16 protein-coding genes are annotated in these 16176 nt (G+C 71.3%); 10 read left to right on the top strand and 6 right to left on the bottom strand.

The window, feature by feature from the left end:
- Entirely contained in the window at window positions 1–1107 is a 1107-nt protein-coding gene (locus ABD709_RS18365) for an NAD(P)H-dependent flavin oxidoreductase (RefSeq protein WP_344778141.1), read from the bottom strand.
- A complete protein-coding gene (locus tag ABD709_RS18360; RefSeq protein ID WP_344778139.1) occupies window positions 1107–2732 on the bottom strand; it encodes an acyl-CoA synthetase in 1626 nt (541 codons plus the stop codon). The genes ABD709_RS18365 and ABD709_RS18360 overlap by 1 nt, the downstream gene beginning before the upstream one ends.
- 48 nt (window positions 2733–2780) lie before the next feature.
- Here ABD709_RS18360 and ABD709_RS18355 point away from each other — a divergent pair, with 48 nt between their 5' ends.
- The 3 genes from ABD709_RS18355 (at window position 2781) to ABD709_RS18345 (ending at window position 6574) form a co-directional block, all read left to right on the top strand.
- A complete protein-coding gene (locus ABD709_RS18355) occupies window positions 2781–3563 on the top strand; it encodes a crotonase/enoyl-CoA hydratase family protein (RefSeq protein WP_344778137.1) in 783 nt (260 codons plus the stop codon).
- A gap of 63 nt (window positions 3564–3626) precedes the next feature.
- Window positions 3627–6212 carry an AAA family ATPase gene (locus ABD709_RS18350; RefSeq protein ID WP_344778135.1) on the top strand — a complete coding sequence of 862 codons (2586 nt, stop codon included), beginning with the start codon at window positions 3627–3629 and terminating at the stop codon, window positions 6210–6212.
- A gap of 110 nt (window positions 6213–6322) precedes the next feature.
- Entirely contained in the window at window positions 6323–6574 is a 252-nt protein-coding gene (locus ABD709_RS18345; RefSeq protein WP_344778133.1) for a DUF4242 domain-containing protein, read from the top strand.
- A gap of 27 nt (window positions 6575–6601) precedes the next feature.
- On the opposite strand, the gene fadD8 is transcribed toward ABD709_RS18345, so the two are convergent.
- The 3 genes from fadD8 to ABD709_RS18330 are packed head-to-tail and all read right to left on the bottom strand — an operon-like array spanning window position 6602 to window position 9707.
- Window positions 6602–8203 carry a fatty-acid--CoA ligase FadD8 gene (gene fadD8, locus ABD709_RS18340; RefSeq protein ID WP_344778131.1) on the bottom strand — a complete coding sequence of 534 codons (1602 nt, stop codon included), beginning with the start codon at window positions 8201–8203 and terminating at the stop codon, window positions 6602–6604.
- Window positions 8204–8253: 50 nt separating this feature from the next.
- Window positions 8254–8634, bottom strand: a complete 381-nt coding sequence (locus tag ABD709_RS18335) for a hypothetical protein (RefSeq protein WP_344778129.1) — start codon at window positions 8632–8634, stop codon at window positions 8254–8256.
- A 20-nt stretch (window positions 8635–8654) separates the two neighbouring features.
- Entirely contained in the window at window positions 8655–9707 is a 1053-nt protein-coding gene (locus tag ABD709_RS18330) for an LLM class F420-dependent oxidoreductase (protein ID WP_344778292.1), read from the bottom strand.
- A gap of 47 nt (window positions 9708–9754) precedes the next feature.
- Between ABD709_RS18330 and ABD709_RS18325 the strand changes: the two genes are divergently transcribed.
- The 7 genes from ABD709_RS18325 to ABD709_RS18295 all read left to right on the top strand — a co-directional run bounded on the left by ABD709_RS18325 (window position 9755) and on the right by ABD709_RS18295 (window position 15863).
- The gene (locus ABD709_RS18325) at window positions 9755–10720 is read left to right on the top strand and encodes a Zn-ribbon domain-containing OB-fold protein (RefSeq protein WP_344778127.1); all 966 of its coding nucleotides are present in this window, start codon (window positions 9755–9757) and stop codon (window positions 10718–10720) included.
- A gap of 19 nt (window positions 10721–10739) precedes the next feature.
- The gene (locus ABD709_RS18320) at window positions 10740–11795 is read left to right on the top strand and encodes a thiolase domain-containing protein (protein WP_344778125.1); all 1056 of its coding nucleotides are present in this window, start codon (window positions 10740–10742) and stop codon (window positions 11793–11795) included.
- On the top strand, window positions 11792–12952 hold the full coding sequence (locus ABD709_RS18315; RefSeq protein ID WP_344778123.1) for a thiolase domain-containing protein: 1161 nt from the start codon (window positions 11792–11794) through the stop codon (window positions 12950–12952). Before ABD709_RS18320 ends, ABD709_RS18315 begins: the two co-directional genes overlap by 4 nt.
- Before the next feature lie 13 nt (window positions 12953–12965).
- The gene (locus ABD709_RS18310; RefSeq protein WP_344778121.1) at window positions 12966–13778 is read left to right on the top strand and encodes an enoyl-CoA hydratase; all 813 of its coding nucleotides are present in this window, start codon (window positions 12966–12968) and stop codon (window positions 13776–13778) included.
- An 11-nt stretch (window positions 13779–13789) separates the two neighbouring features.
- Window positions 13790–14497, top strand: a complete 708-nt coding sequence (locus ABD709_RS18305) for a DUF4190 domain-containing protein (protein WP_344778119.1) — start codon at window positions 13790–13792, stop codon at window positions 14495–14497.
- 9 nt (window positions 14498–14506) lie between these two features.
- The gene (gene map / locus ABD709_RS18300; protein ID WP_344778117.1) at window positions 14507–15274 is read left to right on the top strand and encodes a type I methionyl aminopeptidase; all 768 of its coding nucleotides are present in this window, start codon (window positions 14507–14509) and stop codon (window positions 15272–15274) included.
- Between the two features lie 223 nt (window positions 15275–15497).
- A complete protein-coding gene (locus ABD709_RS18295; RefSeq protein ID WP_344778115.1) occupies window positions 15498–15863 on the top strand; it encodes a hypothetical protein in 366 nt (121 codons plus the stop codon).
- Between the two features lie 11 nt (window positions 15864–15874).
- Here ABD709_RS18295 and ABD709_RS18290 read toward each other — a convergent pair.
- On the bottom strand, window positions 15875–16176 hold a 302-nt coding region (locus tag ABD709_RS18290), incomplete at its 5' end, for an HNH endonuclease signature motif containing protein (RefSeq protein ID WP_344778113.1).

Genomic DNA, 16176 nt, shown 5'->3' with positions numbered 1-16176 from the left:
TCAGGCGTCCGCGATCCCGTCGAGCTTCTTGACCGTCTCCTCGAACTCGGCGACCAGCTCGGCCATCACCTGCGCGACCGGCTTGACCTCGTTCATCCGGCCGACGATCTGGCCCACGGGCATCGAGATGACGTCCGGGTCGCCGGAGGCGTTGATCCGGTTGTGCGCCTCGGCGACGAGCAGGTTCTGCAGCGGCATGGGCAGCGGCTGCGGCGCGCCCTCCTCCGCCCAGGCCTCGGTCCACTTCGTCTTGAGCAGCCGCGCCGGCTTGCCGGTGTAGATCCGGGTGCGGACGGTGTCGGAGCTCGTGGCGCGGAGGAAGGCGGTCTCCCAGCCCTGGTTGGACGTGAGGTTGCGGTACTCCTCGGTCCCGAGCCAGATCGAGCCCGTCCACACGCCCTGCGAGCCGAGCGCGAGGGATGCGGCGATCTGCCGTCCGGACCCGATCCCGCCGGCGCCGAGCACCGGGACGCCGGGGCCGACGGCGTCGACGATGTCGGGCGTCAGCACCATGCTCGCGATCTCACCGGTGTGGCCACCGGCCTCGTAGCCCTGGGCGACGATGATGTCGACGCCGTTGGCGACGTGGCTCACCGCGTGCTTCGGCGCACCGGCGAGCGCCGCGACCTTCAGCCCGGCCGCGTGGCACTGCTCGATGACGTCGTTGGGCGGGGTGCCGAGCGCGTTGGCGATCAGCACCGGCCGGTGCTGCAGCGCGACGTCCACGTGCGACCGCGCCATCGAGTGCAGCCAGCCGAGCACGCCCTCGCGGCCCTCGCCCTCCGGGAGCGGGGGCACGCCCAGCTTGAGCAGGGTCTCGTCGACCCACTGCTTGTGCTCGTCCGGGATGTACGTCGACAGGTCCGTCGAGGTGCCCTCGGTCGGGATCTTCATCGGCATGACGACGTCGACGCCGTACGGCTTGCCGTCGGTGTTCTCGTCCATCCAGTCGAGGACCCGGTCGAGCTCCTCGGCGTCGTTGAACCGTACGCAGCCCAGCACGCCCAGGCCGCCCGCGCGGGAGACGGCCGCGGCGACGTGCTCGCTCGGGGTGAACGCGAAGATGGGGTGGTCGATGCCGAAGGCATCGCACAGCGGGGTGCGCATCAGGCTCCTACGGTGGTGTGGGAGGCCAGGGCGAGCTCCTTGGCCCTCGGGTACTGCGCCTTGCCGGTGGCGTTGCGCGGGATCTCGTCGACGATCGTGAGCGCGCGCGGCAGCTTGTAGCCGGACAGGTGCGTGCGGAGGAAGGACCGCAGGTCGTCGAGCTCGACGGTCTCGCCCTCGCGGGGCTGCACGACAGCGGCGACGGCCTGGCCGTACTTGTCGTCCGGCAGGCCGACGACCAGTGCGTCGTAGACGGCCGGGTGGCCCTTGATGGCCATCTCGACCTCCTCGGGGTAGACCTTCTCCCCTCCGGTGTTCACGCAGTTGGAGCCGCGGCCCAGCAGCGTGATCCTGTTGCCCTCCTCGATCCGGGCGTAGTCGCCGGGGATCGAGTACCGGACGCCGTCGATCTCGACGAACGTCTTGGCCGACTTCTCGGGATCCTTGTAGTAGCCGACCGGCACGTTGCCCGACCGCGCGGTGCGGCCGATCTTGCCGACGTCCTTCACCGGGTCCAGCAGGCGGTTGTCGTCGTCGAGGATCACCGTCGTCGCGGGGATCGAGACGACCGGGCCGTCGGTCGACAGCGCGCTGGCGTCCTGCAGGCCGGTCCCCTGGAAGCCGGTCTCCGAGGAGCCGACCGAGTCGGTGAACACGGCGTTGGGGAACCTCGCCATCCACCGCTCCTTGATGGCCTTGCTGAAGATCGCCGCGCTGGAGGCGATCGCGAACAGCGTCTGGCCGCTGTAGTCGCCCGCCTCGTAGGCCTCGATGAGTGGGCGCGCCATGGCGTCGCCGGTCATGAAGAGCATCTGCACGCCGTACTTGTCGACGATCTCCCACGTGCGCACCGGGTCGAACTTCGGCTCGAGGATCGTGTTCTGACCGGCGAAGAGGTGCATCAGCAGCGAGGCCTGGGCGCCGCCGTGCATGAGCGGGCTGAGCGGCAGCGTGACGAGGCTCTCCTGCAGCGCCTTCTTCGACTGGTCGTACTCCTCGAGCGGCTCGCCCGTCATGAAGTCGATTCCGCCGCCGAGGACACGCCAGAAGTCCTCGTGCCTCCACATCACGCCCTTCGGGTAGCCGGTGGTGCCGCCGGTGTAGATGATGTGGAGGTCGTCGGGGCTGCGCTCGCCGAAGTCGCGGGCGTCGCTCTGGTCCGCGACGGCGTCGGCGAGCATCACTCCGCCGAAGCCCTCGACGTCCGAGGTGTCGTCGGGGTCGATCGGGTCGGGCAGTCCCACGAAGGTCTGGAGCTGCTGGTGCTTCGGCGAGACCTCGGCCACCAGGTCGGCGTACACCCGGTCGAAGACGAGACCCTTGAGGTCGGCGTTGTCGAAGATGTAGTCGAGCTCGCCGGCGACGTAGCGGTAGTTGACGTTGACCGCGACCGCCCGCACCTTGAGGACGGCCAGCAGCGCGATCACGTGCTCGATGCTGTTCTTGGCGTAGAGGCCCACGTGGTCCCCCGCACCGATCCCCCGCTGCTGGAGGAAGTGCGCGAGCCGGTTGGACTCGGCCTCCAGCTCCCCGAAGGAGATGACTCGGTCACCCACCTGCACGGCAGGCTTCTCGGGTACGGCGTCGACGGCGTGCTCGAAGAGGTCGGCGATGTTCAGGGCCACGCCGCCGAGACTAGAACACGTTCCAGTTTTTCGCTAGCGTGACCCACCGTGACTGATTGCCACGTCGAGCAGGACGGCCACAAGCTGGTCGTCACCATGAACCGGCCCGAGAAGCGCAACGCGCTCTCCTCGGAGATGCTGCGGATCATGGAGCAGGCCTGGGACCGGGTCAACGAGGACCCGGAGATCCGGGTCTGCATCCTCACCGGTGCGGGCGGCTACTTCTGCGCGGGCATGGACCTCAAGGCCGCGGACGACAAGCCGCCCTCGGAGAGCTTCGAGTCCGGCGAGTTCGACCCCTCGGTCATCAAGGGGCTGCTCAAGGGCTTCCGCCTGACCAAGCCGCTGATCGCCGCGGTGGAGGGCCCCGCGATCGCCGGCGGCACCGAGATCCTGCAGGGCACCGACATCCGGGTGGCCGGCGAGTCCGCGAAGTTCGGCGTCGCGGAGGCCCGGTGGAGCCTGTACCCGATGGGCGGCTCCGCGGTCCGGCTCCCCCGCCAGATCCCCTACACGGTGGCCGCGGAGCTGCTGCTCACCGGGCGGACCCTGCTCGCGCCGGAGGCGAAGGAGCTCGGCCTGATCGGCCACGTCGTGCCCGACGGCGAGGCGCTCGCGAAGGCTCACGAGCTCGCCGACATGGTCGCCGCGAACGGCCCACTCGCCGTCCAGGCGATCCTGCGGACCATGCGCGACTCCGAGGGCAAGCACGAGGAGGACTGCTGGAAGGACGACGCGCGGGTCGGCGCCGCCGTGTTCTCCTCCGAGGACGCCAAGGAGGGCCCGCGGGCGTTCCTGGAGAAGCGGAAGCCGGAGTTCCGGGGCCGCTGACCGCAACGTAAAGGCTTTTACCAGCGCCGAGCGGGAGCGGCCGGATCGCCGTACCCTCCCGTTGTGGAGCTCCTGGAGCGCGACACCTACCTTCGCGCCCTCGACGAGTACGTCGCCTCGGCCGCCGACGGTCACGGCCGCCTCGTGCTGCTCTCCGGCGACGCCGGGATCGGCAAGACCAGCCTGGTCGACACCTTCCGCGACCGCCACGCCGACGCGACCTGGCTGTGGGGCGCGTGCGACGCCAGCTTCACGCCCCGGCCGCTGGGGCCGCTGTTCGAGATCGCGACCAGTGTCGGCGGCGAGCTCGCCGCCCTGGCACGCGAGAGCGTGGAGCGCAACGAACTCTTCGCGGCCTCGGTGCGCGCGCTCGACAGGCCCGACCGCCGCGCCGTCGTGATGGTGGTCGAGGACCTCCACTGGGCCGACGAGGCCACCCTCGACTGGCTGTCCTACGTCGCGCGCCGCGTCGGCAGGACGCGGGCCCTGGTGATCGTGACCTACCGGCAGTCCGAGGCCGCGCGCGACGCTGTGCTCGCCGGCGTCGTCGGCGGCGTGGCGTCGCACGGCTCGACCCGGCGGATGGTGCTGCCGCCGCTGTCGGCCGAGGCGACGACGCGGCTCGCGGTCGAGGGCGGGCTGGACCCGGAGCGGGTCTTCAGCGTCAGCGGCGGCAACCCGTTCTACGTCCGGGAGCTGCTCGCCGACCCCGACCGCGAGGTGCCGACCTCGGTCGCCGACGTCGTCCGCGCCCGGGTCGCCCGCCACTCGCCCGCGGCGCAGCGGCTGCTCGCCGCAGCCGCGGTGCTGAGCCGGCCGGCGACCGCGCACCTCATCGCGAGCGTCGCCGGCGTCCCCGTCGCCGACATCGACGAGTGCGTCGCCCACGGCGCGCTCGTCGAGGGCGACGGGCGCTACGCGTTCGACCACGAGCTGACCCGGCGGGCGGTCGAGCGGTCCCTTCCGGCCCACCAGGCCCTCGAGCTGCACCGCACGGCGTACGCCCTCCTCAGCAGGGACGGGGTCGGCGACGCCGACCACGCCGCGCTCGCCCACCATGCCCAGCACGCCGACGACCCCCGGGCGACCTTCGACCACGCCTGCGCCGCGGCGCGCGAGGCCAGGCGGTTCCACTCCACGCGCGAGGGTGCGGCCCACCTCGAGCGCGCCCTGGAGGCGGCCGACCGGATCGGCGTCGACGACCAGGTCCGCGCCGACCTGCTCGACGAGCTGTCGGTGCTCTACGGGCTCAACGACAGCTGGGAGGACGCCCTCGCGACGAACACCCAGGTGCTGCGGATCCGCCGCCGGGCCGACGACGCGGCGGCGCTGTGCAACAGCATGCGCCACCGCGTCCAGTGCCTGTGGCGGCTGTGCCAGCCCCGGGCCGCGGCAATCGCGGCGGCCGAGCTGCTCGCGCTGACGGAGGCGACGCCCGGCACCTCCGAGCGCGCCTGGGCGCTGGCCTACCACGGCTTCGTCGCCGACGACCCGCTCGACGAGCGGATCGCGGAGCTCGACGACGCGGTGCGCCTCGCCACCGAGCTCGGCAACGCCGAGGTCGTCGCGCACGCCATGCAGACCCGCGGCTTCCTCCGCGAGGCCCAGGGCAAGGACGGCCTGCCGGAGGTCGAGCGCGCGCTCCGCATCGCCCGCGGGTCGCGGGCCGACGCGCAGGCCGGCCGGGCGTTCGCCAACCTCTACGAGCTCGCCGTGATCCGGCTGCGCCTCGACGAGTACGAGTGGGCCTGGGCCGAGGGCGTCCGGTGGTGCGAGGAGCACGAGCTGCGCACCTGGGGCCTGTGCCTGGACGCCTCCCGGGCCCAGGTGCTGCTGCGCCGCGGCCAGGTCGGCGAGGCCGTCCTCCTCGCGGGCCGGCTGCTCGCACAGCCGGCGTCGGAGATGAACCGTCACCACCTCCGGCTCCCGTACGTGACCGGCCGCGTACGGCGCGGGTCGCCGGGCATCCGGGCCGAGCTCGCGTCGGCGCGCGAGCAGGCCCGGGCGTCGGGTGACCCGGAGTGGCTGCTGCCGATCCTCACGGCCGTGTGCGAGCTCGCCTGGCTCACGGAGGACGACATCGACGTGGACGACGAGCTCCGGCGGGCCTTCGCCGCCACCGCGGGATCGCACCCGTGGCAGCGGGCGGAGCTCGCGGTCGCCCTCCGGCGGCTCGGCGAGGACGTCCGCCGGCCGGAGGAGCCGCCGTCGCCGTACGCCGAGGAGCTGCGCGGGGACCACCGAGCCGCGGCCCGGGCGTGGCGGGACCGTGGGTGTCCCTACGAGGCGGCGATGGCGCTCGCGTCGTCCGGCGAGCCGGCCGCGATCGAGGAGGCGGTGGCCGTCTTCCAGAGGCTGGGCACCGAGCCGGCCGCAGAGAAGGCCCGCCGGCTGCTGCGGGCGAGCGGAGCGCGGACGGCACGCGGCCCGCGACGCACGACGAAGGCGCATCCCGCCGGTCTCACCGCCCGGGAGGCGGAGGTGCTCGACCACCTCGTCGACGGCCTCACCAACGCCGAGATCGCCGACCGGCTGGTCCTCTCCACCCGCACCGTGGACCACCACGTCAGCGCGGTGCTGGCCAAGCTCGGCGTCACCAACCGCGCGGACGCCGTACGTCGTGCCGCGGAGCTCGCCCCGTCGACCTAGGCAACCTAGGTAGGTAGGCGCGAAATCTAGGCAGTCGTCACGGATCCGGCGAGGTGCGGCCGGCGCCTAGCTTCTGTGGCAGCAGCCACCACCACCGAAGGAGCATTCCGATGGCACTCTTCATGGACGTTCACCACATGGACGGCGGAGTCAGCATCGACGACGTCGTCAAGGCGCACCAGGCCGACCTCGCCACCCAGAGCGGCTACGACGTCCAGTACCTGCGGTACTGGGTCGACGAGGCCGGCGGCAAGATCTTCTGCCTGGTCGACGCCCCCGACGCCGAGGCCGCCAACACCGTGCACCGCGAGGCCCACGGCCTCGTGGCGGACGAGATCTACCCGGTGCAGGAAGGCGTCTAGCAGCAGCGACGTCCCGGGGCCGCAGCGTCAGCCGACGCTGCGGCCCGTGCTGTCCCAGTACTGCGCCCGCAGCGCCTTCTTGTCGGGCTTCCCCAGGCCCGTCACCGGCAGCGCGTCCACGGCGATCACCTGCTTGGGCGCCTGGACCGACCCCTTCCGGTCCTTGACCATCTGCTGGATCTCGGCGACCACCTCGTCGGTGAGCTCGTGGCCCTCCCGGAGGACGACGATCGCGGTCACCGCCTCGCCGAACTTCTCGTGCGGGGTGCCGATCACGCCGACCTGCGCGATCGCCGGGTGCTCGGCGACGACGTCCTCGACCTCGCGCGGGAACACGTTGAACCCGCCGGTCACGATCATGTCCTTGGTGCGGTCGACGATGTACCAGAACCCGTCCTCGTCCTCACGCGCCACGTCGCCGGTGTGCATCCAGCCGTCGCGGAAGGTCTCCGCCGTCTCCTCCGGCTTCTGCCAGTAGCCCTCGGCGAGCAGCGGCCCGGCGACGCAGATCTCCCCGGGCTCACCCTGCGGCACCGGGTTGCCGGCCTCGTCGAGCAGCGCCGCGCGGACGTACGCCGACGGCCGGCCGCACGAGGTCAGCCGCGCCTCGGCCGGCTTGCCGTCCTCGTCGACGTGGTCGCCCTTGCGGAAGTAGCTGATCACCATCGGCGCCTCGGACTGGCCGTAGTATTGCGCGAAGATCGGCCCGAACCGCTCGATCGCCTCCTTCAGCCGCACCGGGTTGATCGCGGACGCGCCGTAGTAGACCGTCTCGAGCGAGCTCAGGTCGCGGGTGCGCGAGTCGGGGTGGTCGAGCAGCGCGTAGAGCATCGTCGGCACGAGCATCAGCGAGTTGATCCGCTTCTCCTCGATGGTCGCGAGCACCTCGGCCGGGTCGAACCGCGCGGACACGAACAGCGTCCCGCCCTGGAGCACCACCGGCACGAAGAACGCCGCGCCCGCGTGGGACAACGGCGTGCACATGAGGAACCGCGGCTCCTCGGGCCACTCCCACTCCGCCATCTGCACCTGCGCCATCGTCGAGAACGCACGCACCGTCCCGATGACGCCCTTCGGCTTGCCGGTCGTGCCGCCGGTGTAGGTGATCGAGGTGATGTGGCCGGGCTCGAGCAGGGCGGCGGTGAGCGGCTGGGGCTCGAAGGTCGCGGCCACCTCGGTCAGGTCGGTCGCGACGTCGGCGAGCTCCTCGGGGACCGAGCCGATCGTCAGGACCTGCTTGAGGGCCGGGCACTTGTCGAGCAGCTCCACGGCCCGGCCCGCGAAGTAGGGGTCGACGACCAGCGTGGTGATGCCGGCATCGTTGATGACGTAGGCGTGGTCGTCCGCCGAGCCGAGCGGGTGCAGCGACGTGCGCCGGTAGCCCTGGGTCTGCCCCGCACCGAGGATGAAGAGCACCTCCGGCCGGTTCAGCGCGAGCAACGCGCCCGGCGCCTGCCGGCCCGCTCCCAGCGACTCGAAGGCCTGGATGTACTGGGAGATCCGGTCGGCCGTCTCCCGGCCGGTCAGGGTCACGTCGCCGAGGTGCACGATCGGGCGCTTGGCGTGCCGCTTCAGGGCGGCGACCATCACGTGACCGTTGTGGGCGGGCAGGCGGAGCTTGTCGTCCATGCGGTGCAGACTAGAACCTGTTCTAGTCGCGGGCAAGGACGCGCGCCCTCCTACGAGACGCGCTCCTCCGGCACGTCGAGCGGGCGTACGCCGCCCAGCCGCTTCTGGTAGCGGACGTGGTCGGCGTACTCCTCGAGGATGCGCCACAACGTCTTGTGGGCCGCCCACGGCAGCGGGTCGTCGCCGCTGCGCCAGCTCTCGCCGAAGCTGATCCACACCGGCACCCAGTCCGCGGCCAGGTCCCAGGCGCCGCGCTTCTGCTCGAGCATCCGCCTGCGGATCTGGAACGCCGCCCGGGGTCCGTCGAGGCAGATCGGCGCGGTCTGCACCGGCCACAGGCGCAGGTCGAGCTCCATCAACGCGATCTCCACGTCTGCGAGCACGCGCGGGTCCACCAGGACCGTGGCGACGTTCTCGTGCGGGAGCCGCATGCCTGAATGCTACGGGCGCATCAGCCGATCGTCTCGGCGATCTGCCGGACCTCGTCGGCGGACCGGGCACTGAGCAGGAGCGTGGTCACGCCGGTCTCCTCCCACGCGGCGACCCGCTCCTTGACGTAGGAGGCGTCTCCGACGATGTGCATCTCCTCGACGAGGTCGTCGGGGATCAGCGCCGTCGCCTCGTCGCGCTTCTGCGCGAGGAACAGCTCCTGCACCTGGTCGGTGATCGACGCGTAGCCCATCCGCTCGAAGACGTTCTTGTGGAAGTTCTGGTCCTTCGCGCCCATGCCACCCATGTAGAGCGCGACGACCGGCTTGATGCCGTCGATGACGGCGCGCCGCTCCTCCTCGCTCGAGGTGATCTGCAGGTGGCAGGTCGCCGCGATCTCGAAGTCGTCGCGGGTACGGCGTGCGCCCTCGCGGGCGAAGCCCTCGTCGAGCCACGGCTGGTACATGCCGGCGGACTTCGGCGTGTAGAAGATCGGGATCCAGCCGTCCGCGATCTCCGCGGTCTGGGCGACGTTCTTGGGACCCTCGGCACCGAGCCAGATCGGGATGTCGGCACGCAGCGGGTGCACGATCGACTTGAGCGGCTTGCCGAGGCCGACCGCGCCGGGGCCGGTGTAGGGCAGCGGGTGGTGCGGGCCGTCGTTGGTGACCGGCCCCTCGCGCGCCAGCACCTTCCGGATGATCGAGACGACCTCCCGGGTGCGGGCGAGCGGCTTGGAGAACGGCTGCCCGTACCAGCCCTCGACCACCTGGGGACCGCTCACACCCATGCCCAGGATCACCCGGCCTCCGGTGAGGTGGTCGAGCGTCAGGGCGTGCATCGCGATCGACGTCGGGGTGCGCCCGGACATCTGGACGATGCTCGTGCCGAGCCGCAGCCGCGACGTCTCCCGGCCCCACCACGCCAGCGGCGTGAACGCATCGCTCCCCCACGCCTCGGCGGTGAACATCGCGTCCCAGCCGGCCTCCTCGGCGGCGGCGACGAGCTCGGCGGTGCCGGTCGGCGGCTGCGCGCCCCAGTAGCCCAACTGCAGTCCCAGCTTCATGCGACACATCATGCCGTACTTGATGCCGACAACTAGAACGTGTTTCACTTTCGGCCATGAGCCGCACCCTGCAGGCGCCGGTCACCGTCGCCTTCGACTACACCCGCTCCACCGGCCCCGTGATCGGTCGCTTCTTCTCCGGTCTCCGCGACGGCGTGGTGGTCGGCGGCCGCACCTCCTCCGGCGAGGTGGTCGTGCCGCCCCTCGAGTTCGACCCGGTCACCCACGAGGCGACCACCGACTTCGTCGAGGTCTCCCCGGTCGGGACGGTCACCTCCTGGACCTGGGTCCCGGAGCCCGTGAAGGCACAGCCGTTCGACCGGCCGTTCGCCTTCGCCCTGGTCACGCTGGACGGCGCGACCGTCCCCCTGCTGCACGCGCTCGACGTCGCCTCGCCGGAGGACGTCCGCACCGGCATGCGGGTCCGGGTGCGGTGGGCCGAGGAGCGCACCGGCGCCATCACGGATATCGCCTGTTTCGAGCCGCTGGCTCCGGGCGAGGCCGAGACCGCGAACGAGGTCACCGCTGGCAGCGAGACCGACCCGGTGACCGGCGTCGTCGTACCAGTGTCGCTCGACTACAACTACGCGGCCTCCCCCGAGGAGTCGCTGTTCTACCGCGGGCTCAACGAGGGCCGGATCATGGGCCAGCGCTGCCCGACCTGCCAGAAGGTCTACATCCCGCCGCGCAGCGCCTGCCCCTCCGACGGCACGCCGACCGAGGAGGAGGTCGAGCTTGCGCAGACCGGCACGGTGACGACGTTCTGCATCGTGAACGTCCCGTTCCTCGGCCAGAAGATCAAGCCGCCCTACGTGTCGGCGTACGTCCTCCTCGACGGCGCCGACATCGCCGTGCTGCACCTGATCCTCGGTGTCCCGGCGGAGGAGGTCCGGATGGGCATGCGGGTCAAGGCCGTGTGGAAGCCGAAGGACGAGTGGACGTTCTCGCTGGAGAACATCGACCACTTCGAGCCCACCGGCGAGCCGGACGCCGACTACGACACCTACAAGCACCACCTCTGAGACGGGAGAGCTGAGTCAGATGCGTGACGTCGCCGTCGTCGGGTTCGCCCAGCGACAGATGCCCGAGTTCGACGGGTCACCGACCTGCGTGGAGCTCCTCGTCCCTGTCTTCAAGGACTGCTACGAGCAGACCGGCTGGACCCGGAAGGACGTCGGGTTCTGGTGCTCCGGCTCCTCGGACTACCTGGCCGGCCGCTCCTTCTCCTTCGTCCAGGCGGTCGACGCGATCGGCGTGATCCCGCCGGTCAACGAGTCGCACGTCGAGATGGACCTCGCCTGGGCGATGTACGAGGCGTGGCTGAAGATCCAGACCGGCGAGGTCGACACCGCGCTGGTCTACGCCTTCGGCAAGAGCTCCGCCGGCGTGCTGCGCCGTACCCTCGCGCTGCAGCTCGAGCCCTACACGATGACGCCGCTGTGGCCCGACACCGTCTCCCTCGCCGGCCTGCAGGCCCGCGCCGGCATCGACGCCGGGCTCTGGGACGAGCGCGCGATGGCCGAGGTGGCCAACCGCTCGCTGACCGACGCCGAGAAGAACGAGTACGCCATCCGCAAGGGCGGCTCCTCGGTCGAGGAGCTGCTGGCCCGGCCGATGTACGCCGACCCGCTCCGCAAGCACGACTGCTCGCCGGTCACCGACGGCGCAGCCGCCATCGTGCTCGCTGCCGGCGACCGCGCTCGTGACGTGCGCGAGCGACCCGCCTGGCTGACCGGGATCTCCCACTACATCGACCCGATGGGGATGGGCGTCCGCGACCTGACCCGCTCGCCCTCCGCCGAGCGCGCCGCCGCTGCCCTCGACCTGGACGGCGTCGAGGTGGCCGAGCTGCACGCGCCGTTCAGCCACCAGGAGCTGATCCTGCGACGCGAGCTGGGGCTCGCCGACGATGTCGTCATCAACCCGTCCGGCGGCGCGCTGACCAGCAACCCGATGTTCTCCGGTGGCGGCATCCGGGTGGGCGAGGCGGCCCAGCGAATCTGGTCGGGCGAGGCGAGCAAGGCAGTCGCCCACGCGACGTCGGGACCGGCACTCCAGCAGAACCTCGTCTGCACCCTGGAAGGTGGCAAGCAGTGACCAAGCAACCTGCCGCGATCATCGGCGTCGGACAGACGCACCACCGCGCGAAGCGCGAGGACGTCTCGATGGCGGGCCTGTGCCGGGAGGCGATCGACCGGGCGCTCGCCGACGCGAACCTGTCGCTCGACGACATCGACGCCATCGTCGTCGGCAAGGCACCGGACCTGTTCGAGGGCGTGATGATGCCCGAGCTGTTCCTGGCCGAGTCGCTCGGCGCCGCCGGAAAGCCGCTGCTGCGCGTGCACACGGCCGGTTCGGTCGGAGGGTCCACCGCGATCGTCGCCTCCTCGCTGGTCCAGGCCGGCGTCCACAAGCGGGTGCTCACGGTGGCCTACGAGAAGCAGTCGGAGTCCAACGCGATGTGGGCGCTGTCGGTGCCGCTGCCGTTCAACATGCCGGTCCACGCCGGCGCCGGTGGCTACTTCGCTCCGCACGTCCGGTCCTACATCCGCCGTTCCAACGCCCCGACGCACATCGGCGCGATCGTGGCCGCGAAGGACCGGACCAACGCGCTGAAGAACCCCTACGCGCACCTGCACGAGCAGAAGACGGTCGAGCAGGTCCTGTCCTCCCAGATGCTCTGGGACCCCATCCGGTACGACGAGACCTGCCCCTCGAGCGACGGCGCGTGCGCGCTCGTGATCGTGGACGAGGACACCGCTGCCTCCTCCCCCAACCCGGCATGGATCCACGGCACGGTGATGCGATCGGAGGCGACCACGGCCGCGGAGCGCGACCAGGTGAACCCGCAGGCCGGCCGCGACGCAGCCGCTGCCCTGTGGAAGCAGGCCGGCATCACCAAGCCGATCGAGGAGATCGACGCCGCCGAGATCTACGTCCCGTTCTCGTGGTTTGAGCCGATGTGGCTCGAGAACCTCGGCTTCGCCGAGGAGGGCTCCGGCTGGAAGCTCACCGAGGCCGGTGAGACCGCGATGGACGGCAAGATCCCGGTCAACTGCTCCGGTGGCGTCCTCTCCTCCAACCCGATCGGCGCCTCCGGGATGCTCCGGTTCGGCGAGGCCGCGCTCCAGGTGCGCGGCGCCGCGGGCGAGCACCAGGTGGACGGCGTACGCCGCGCGCTCGGGCACGCCTACGGCGGCGGGTCGCAGTTCTTCGCGATGTGGGTCGTCGGCGCCGACAAGCCGCAGAACTGACGGGGCGGCACCGATGACCGACGACTTCGTCCTGGTCGACCGGCCGAAGGACGACGTCGCCGTCGTCACGCTGAACCGGCCCGAGCGGATGAACTCCATGGCCTTCGACGTCATGGTGCCGCTCCGCGACGTGCTCAGGGGCATCTCGGATGACAACACGGTGCGGGTGGTGGTCCTGACCGGTGCAGGACGAGGCTTCTGCTCCGGCGCGGACCAGAGCGGCGAGCGCGGCCGGATGCCGAACATCCAGGGGCTCACGGCGGTGACGATCGCGCTGCGGGCGATGGAGCTGCTCGACGAGATCCAGGTGACCCTGCGCAAGATGCACCAGCCGGTCATCGCGGCAGTGAACGGTCCGGCCATCGGCGGCGGGCTGTGCCTCGCGCTGGCCTGCGACGTCCGCGTCGCCGCCGAGTCGGCGTACTTCCGCGCGGCCGGCATCAACAACGGCCTCACCGCGTCGGAGCTCGGGCTGTCCTACCTGCTCCCCCGCGCGATCGGGTCGTCCCGGGCCGCGGAGATCATGCTGACCGGGCGCGACGTCCCCGCCGCCGAGGCCGCCTCCATCGGGCTGGTCTCCCGCGTCGTCCCCGACGACCAGCTGCTCGACTCCTGCCTGGAGACGGCCGCGGACATCACCCGGTGGAGCAGGCCGGGCGTGGAGCTGACCAAGCGGACGCTGGTGGACTCCCTCGACGCGACGTCGTTCGAGCAGCACATGCACGCCGAGGGCGCCGGCCAGCTCCTCGTACGGCTCCTCACCCAGAACTTCGAGGAGGCTGTGGCCGCTCGCAAGGAGAAGCGGCCGCCCCGGTTCCGCGACTAGGTTCTCGGGCCATGAGCCAACCCCCGCCGCCGCCGCCGTTTCCCCACGCGCAGCCGCAGCAGCCCGGCAACGGGCTGGCCGTCGCCGCGCTGGTGCTCGGCATCGTGTCGCTGGTGCTCGCGGCGATCCCGATCGTCAACCTCCTCGGCGCGGTGGCGGCACTCGTCGGCGTCGGTCTCGGCATCGCCGGCATCCGGCGCGGCCGCACGGTCGGCCGCGGGACGGCGATGGCCGGCTGGGGCACCGGGCTCTCCGCGGTCGCCGTCGTGGTGTCGGTGACCATCACCTTCATCGCGATCCGCTACCTCGGCGACCTGCTCGACTTCGTCGAGCCGCCGGACCCGAGCGTCGCGATCGGCGAGGAGTTCCACACCGACGACGGCGACCTCGTCGTCAGGGTCACCTCCGCGAGCTGTGCCGACACCGACGAGCTCGCGGCCACGACGTGCACGTTCACCTTCGACGCCCGCAACGCGAGCGACCGGTACATCTTCCTCGACGGTGTCCGGGTGAAGGGCGTGGTCAGCGGGCACTGGCAGGACGCCTACCTGGAGGGCAACACGGCTCTCGATCCCGGCGACACCAGCACGATCACCGGTTCGCTCGACATCTACGACGGCAAGCTCGAGGGCCTCGCCTTCGACGCCGACGACGCCTCGAGCCACAGTGCCGTCGTCGTCGATGCCAGCGCCGCGTGGGCGCAGTCGGAGGGGAAGTAGGCTCGACGCGTGATCGAGCTCCGCACCCCGACCCAGATCGAGCAGATGCGACCCGCCGGGCGCTTCGTCGCCTCGGTGATCACCGCGCTGGCCGAGAAGGCGGACGTCGGGGTCAACCTCCTCGAGCTGGACGAGCTGGCGCACCGGATGATCAAGGACGCCGGCGCGGAGTCGTGCTACATCGACTACCACCCGTCGTTCGGAGCGATGCCGTTCGGCAAGGTGCTCTGCACCTCGGTCAACGACGCGGTCCTGCACGGTCTCCCGCACGACTACACGCTGCAGGACGGCGACCTGGTCTCCGTGGACTTCGCCGCGTCCGTCGACGGCTGGGTGTCCGACTCCGCGCTGTCCGTCGTCGTCGGTACGCCGCGCCCGGAGGACCTCGCCCTGATCGACGTCGCCCAGCGGGCGCTCGACGCCGGCATCGCAGCGGCCCGGTCCGGCAACCGGCTCGGCGACATCTCCGCGGCCATCGGCTCCGTCGCCCGCGACGCCGGGCTCCGCGCCAACCTCCAGTTCGGCGGCCACGGCGTGGGCCGCACCATGCACGGGGAGCCCCACGTCCCGAACGACGGTGTCCCCGGTCGCGGCCTGAAGCTGCGCCCCGGCCTGGTCATCGCGATCGAGCCCTGGTTCCTGCACACCACCGACCAGATCGTCTTCGACCCCGACGGCTGGACGATCCGCTCCGCCGACGGCTCCCGCGGCGCCCACGTCGAGCACACGATCGCGATCACCGACGGCGACCCGATCGTGCTCACCGCCCGGGGGTGATCCGCGGGTCCACCCTGCGGCCGGCCGAAGTGCCCGGCTCGTCGTAGCGAGCGGGTTAACGTGCGGTATGACGCGACGTCGCACACTGGTCCTGTCCGCCGCTACCGCCGTCACAGCGGCCGCCGTCTTCGCCTCAGGCGCCGCGATCGGCGTCGGCAGATCGGCAGAGGTTCCGAGCCCCGTGCAGCGCGTTCAGCGGTACTACCTGGAGGGTCCGAGCGCCGTGTACTCAGGGGACGCGGGCGGGATCGGCGAGGTATCTCCGATCGTCGTGAGTCTTCCCGACGGCGGCGACCGCAGCGCGGTCGTCACGATGTCGTTCGAGTACCGAACGCACGGTGACGGGCCGTTCATCACGACGTTGGGGGTGAAGCACGCCGGCGCGAAGGTCGCTGTGCAGCCCAGCCGTCTCACGCTCGCTCCAGCGCCCACGACCGACACCGCCACGGTCCGGGCGCTGGTGCCCGGCTTGGCCCCGAACGAGACCTACAAGTTCTTCATCGGCGTGAACTCGGTGTTCGGCGGTCCCGGTGGCAACGCGATCAGGACCCACAAGGTCGTGGTCACGATCGACGTCAGCGAGAGCTGAGGCGCCCGCGGTCAGGCAGCGCGCCTGCGGCGGATGAGGAGGTCGCCGTCGGGGAGGACCTCGTGTTCGTAGCGGGGGTCGTGGATGCGGTGGTGGTGCCAGGAGCAGAGGGTGATGGCGTTGGCGAGGTCGGTCTTGCCGCCTGATGCCCAGGACTTCAGGTGGTGGGTCTCGCACCAGGGGGCCGGGTGGTCGCAGCCTTGGGCGCGGCAGCGGCGGTCGCGGAGTCGGATGGCTTTGCGTTGGGGTGGTCGGTAGAGCCGGTCGGCGCGGCCGAGGTCGAGCACTTCGGAGTGGTTGCCGAGGACGGCGG

Source organism: Nocardioides panacisoli, from assembly GCF_039537325.1.
Lineage (GTDB): Bacteria > Actinomycetota > Actinomycetes > Propionibacteriales > Nocardioidaceae > Nocardioides > Nocardioides panacisoli.
This window is presented reverse-complemented; position numbering and strand designations above follow the sequence as displayed.

Excerpts from the sequence above, each read along its gene's own strand:
- fadD8 (WP_344778131.1), bottom strand. The coding sequence starts at position 8,203 with ATGGACGACAAGCTCCGCCTGCCCGCCCACAACGGTCACGTGATGGTC.
- ABD709_RS18330 (WP_344778292.1), bottom strand. The coding sequence starts at position 9,707 with ATGTGTCGCATGAAGCTGGGACTGCAGTTGGGCTACTGGGGCGCGCAG.
- ABD709_RS18345 (WP_344778133.1), top strand. The coding sequence starts at position 6,323 with ATGGCACTCTTCATGGACGTTCACCACATGGACGGCGGAGTCAGCATC.
- ABD709_RS18305 (WP_344778119.1), top strand. The coding sequence starts at position 13,790 with ATGAGCCAACCCCCGCCGCCGCCGCCGTTTCCCCACGCGCAGCCGCAG.
- ABD709_RS18320 (WP_344778125.1), top strand. The coding sequence starts at position 10,740 with ATGCGTGACGTCGCCGTCGTCGGGTTCGCCCAGCGACAGATGCCCGAG.
- ABD709_RS18365 (WP_344778141.1), bottom strand. The coding sequence starts at position 1,107 with ATGCGCACCCCGCTGTGCGATGCCTTCGGCATCGACCACCCCATCTTC.
- ABD709_RS18335 (WP_344778129.1), bottom strand. The coding sequence starts at position 8,634 with ATGCGGCTCCCGCACGAGAACGTCGCCACGGTCCTGGTGGACCCGCGC.
- ABD709_RS18325 (WP_344778127.1), top strand. The coding sequence starts at position 9,755 with ATGAGCCGCACCCTGCAGGCGCCGGTCACCGTCGCCTTCGACTACACC.
- ABD709_RS18310 (WP_344778121.1), top strand. The coding sequence starts at position 12,966 with ATGACCGACGACTTCGTCCTGGTCGACCGGCCGAAGGACGACGTCGCC.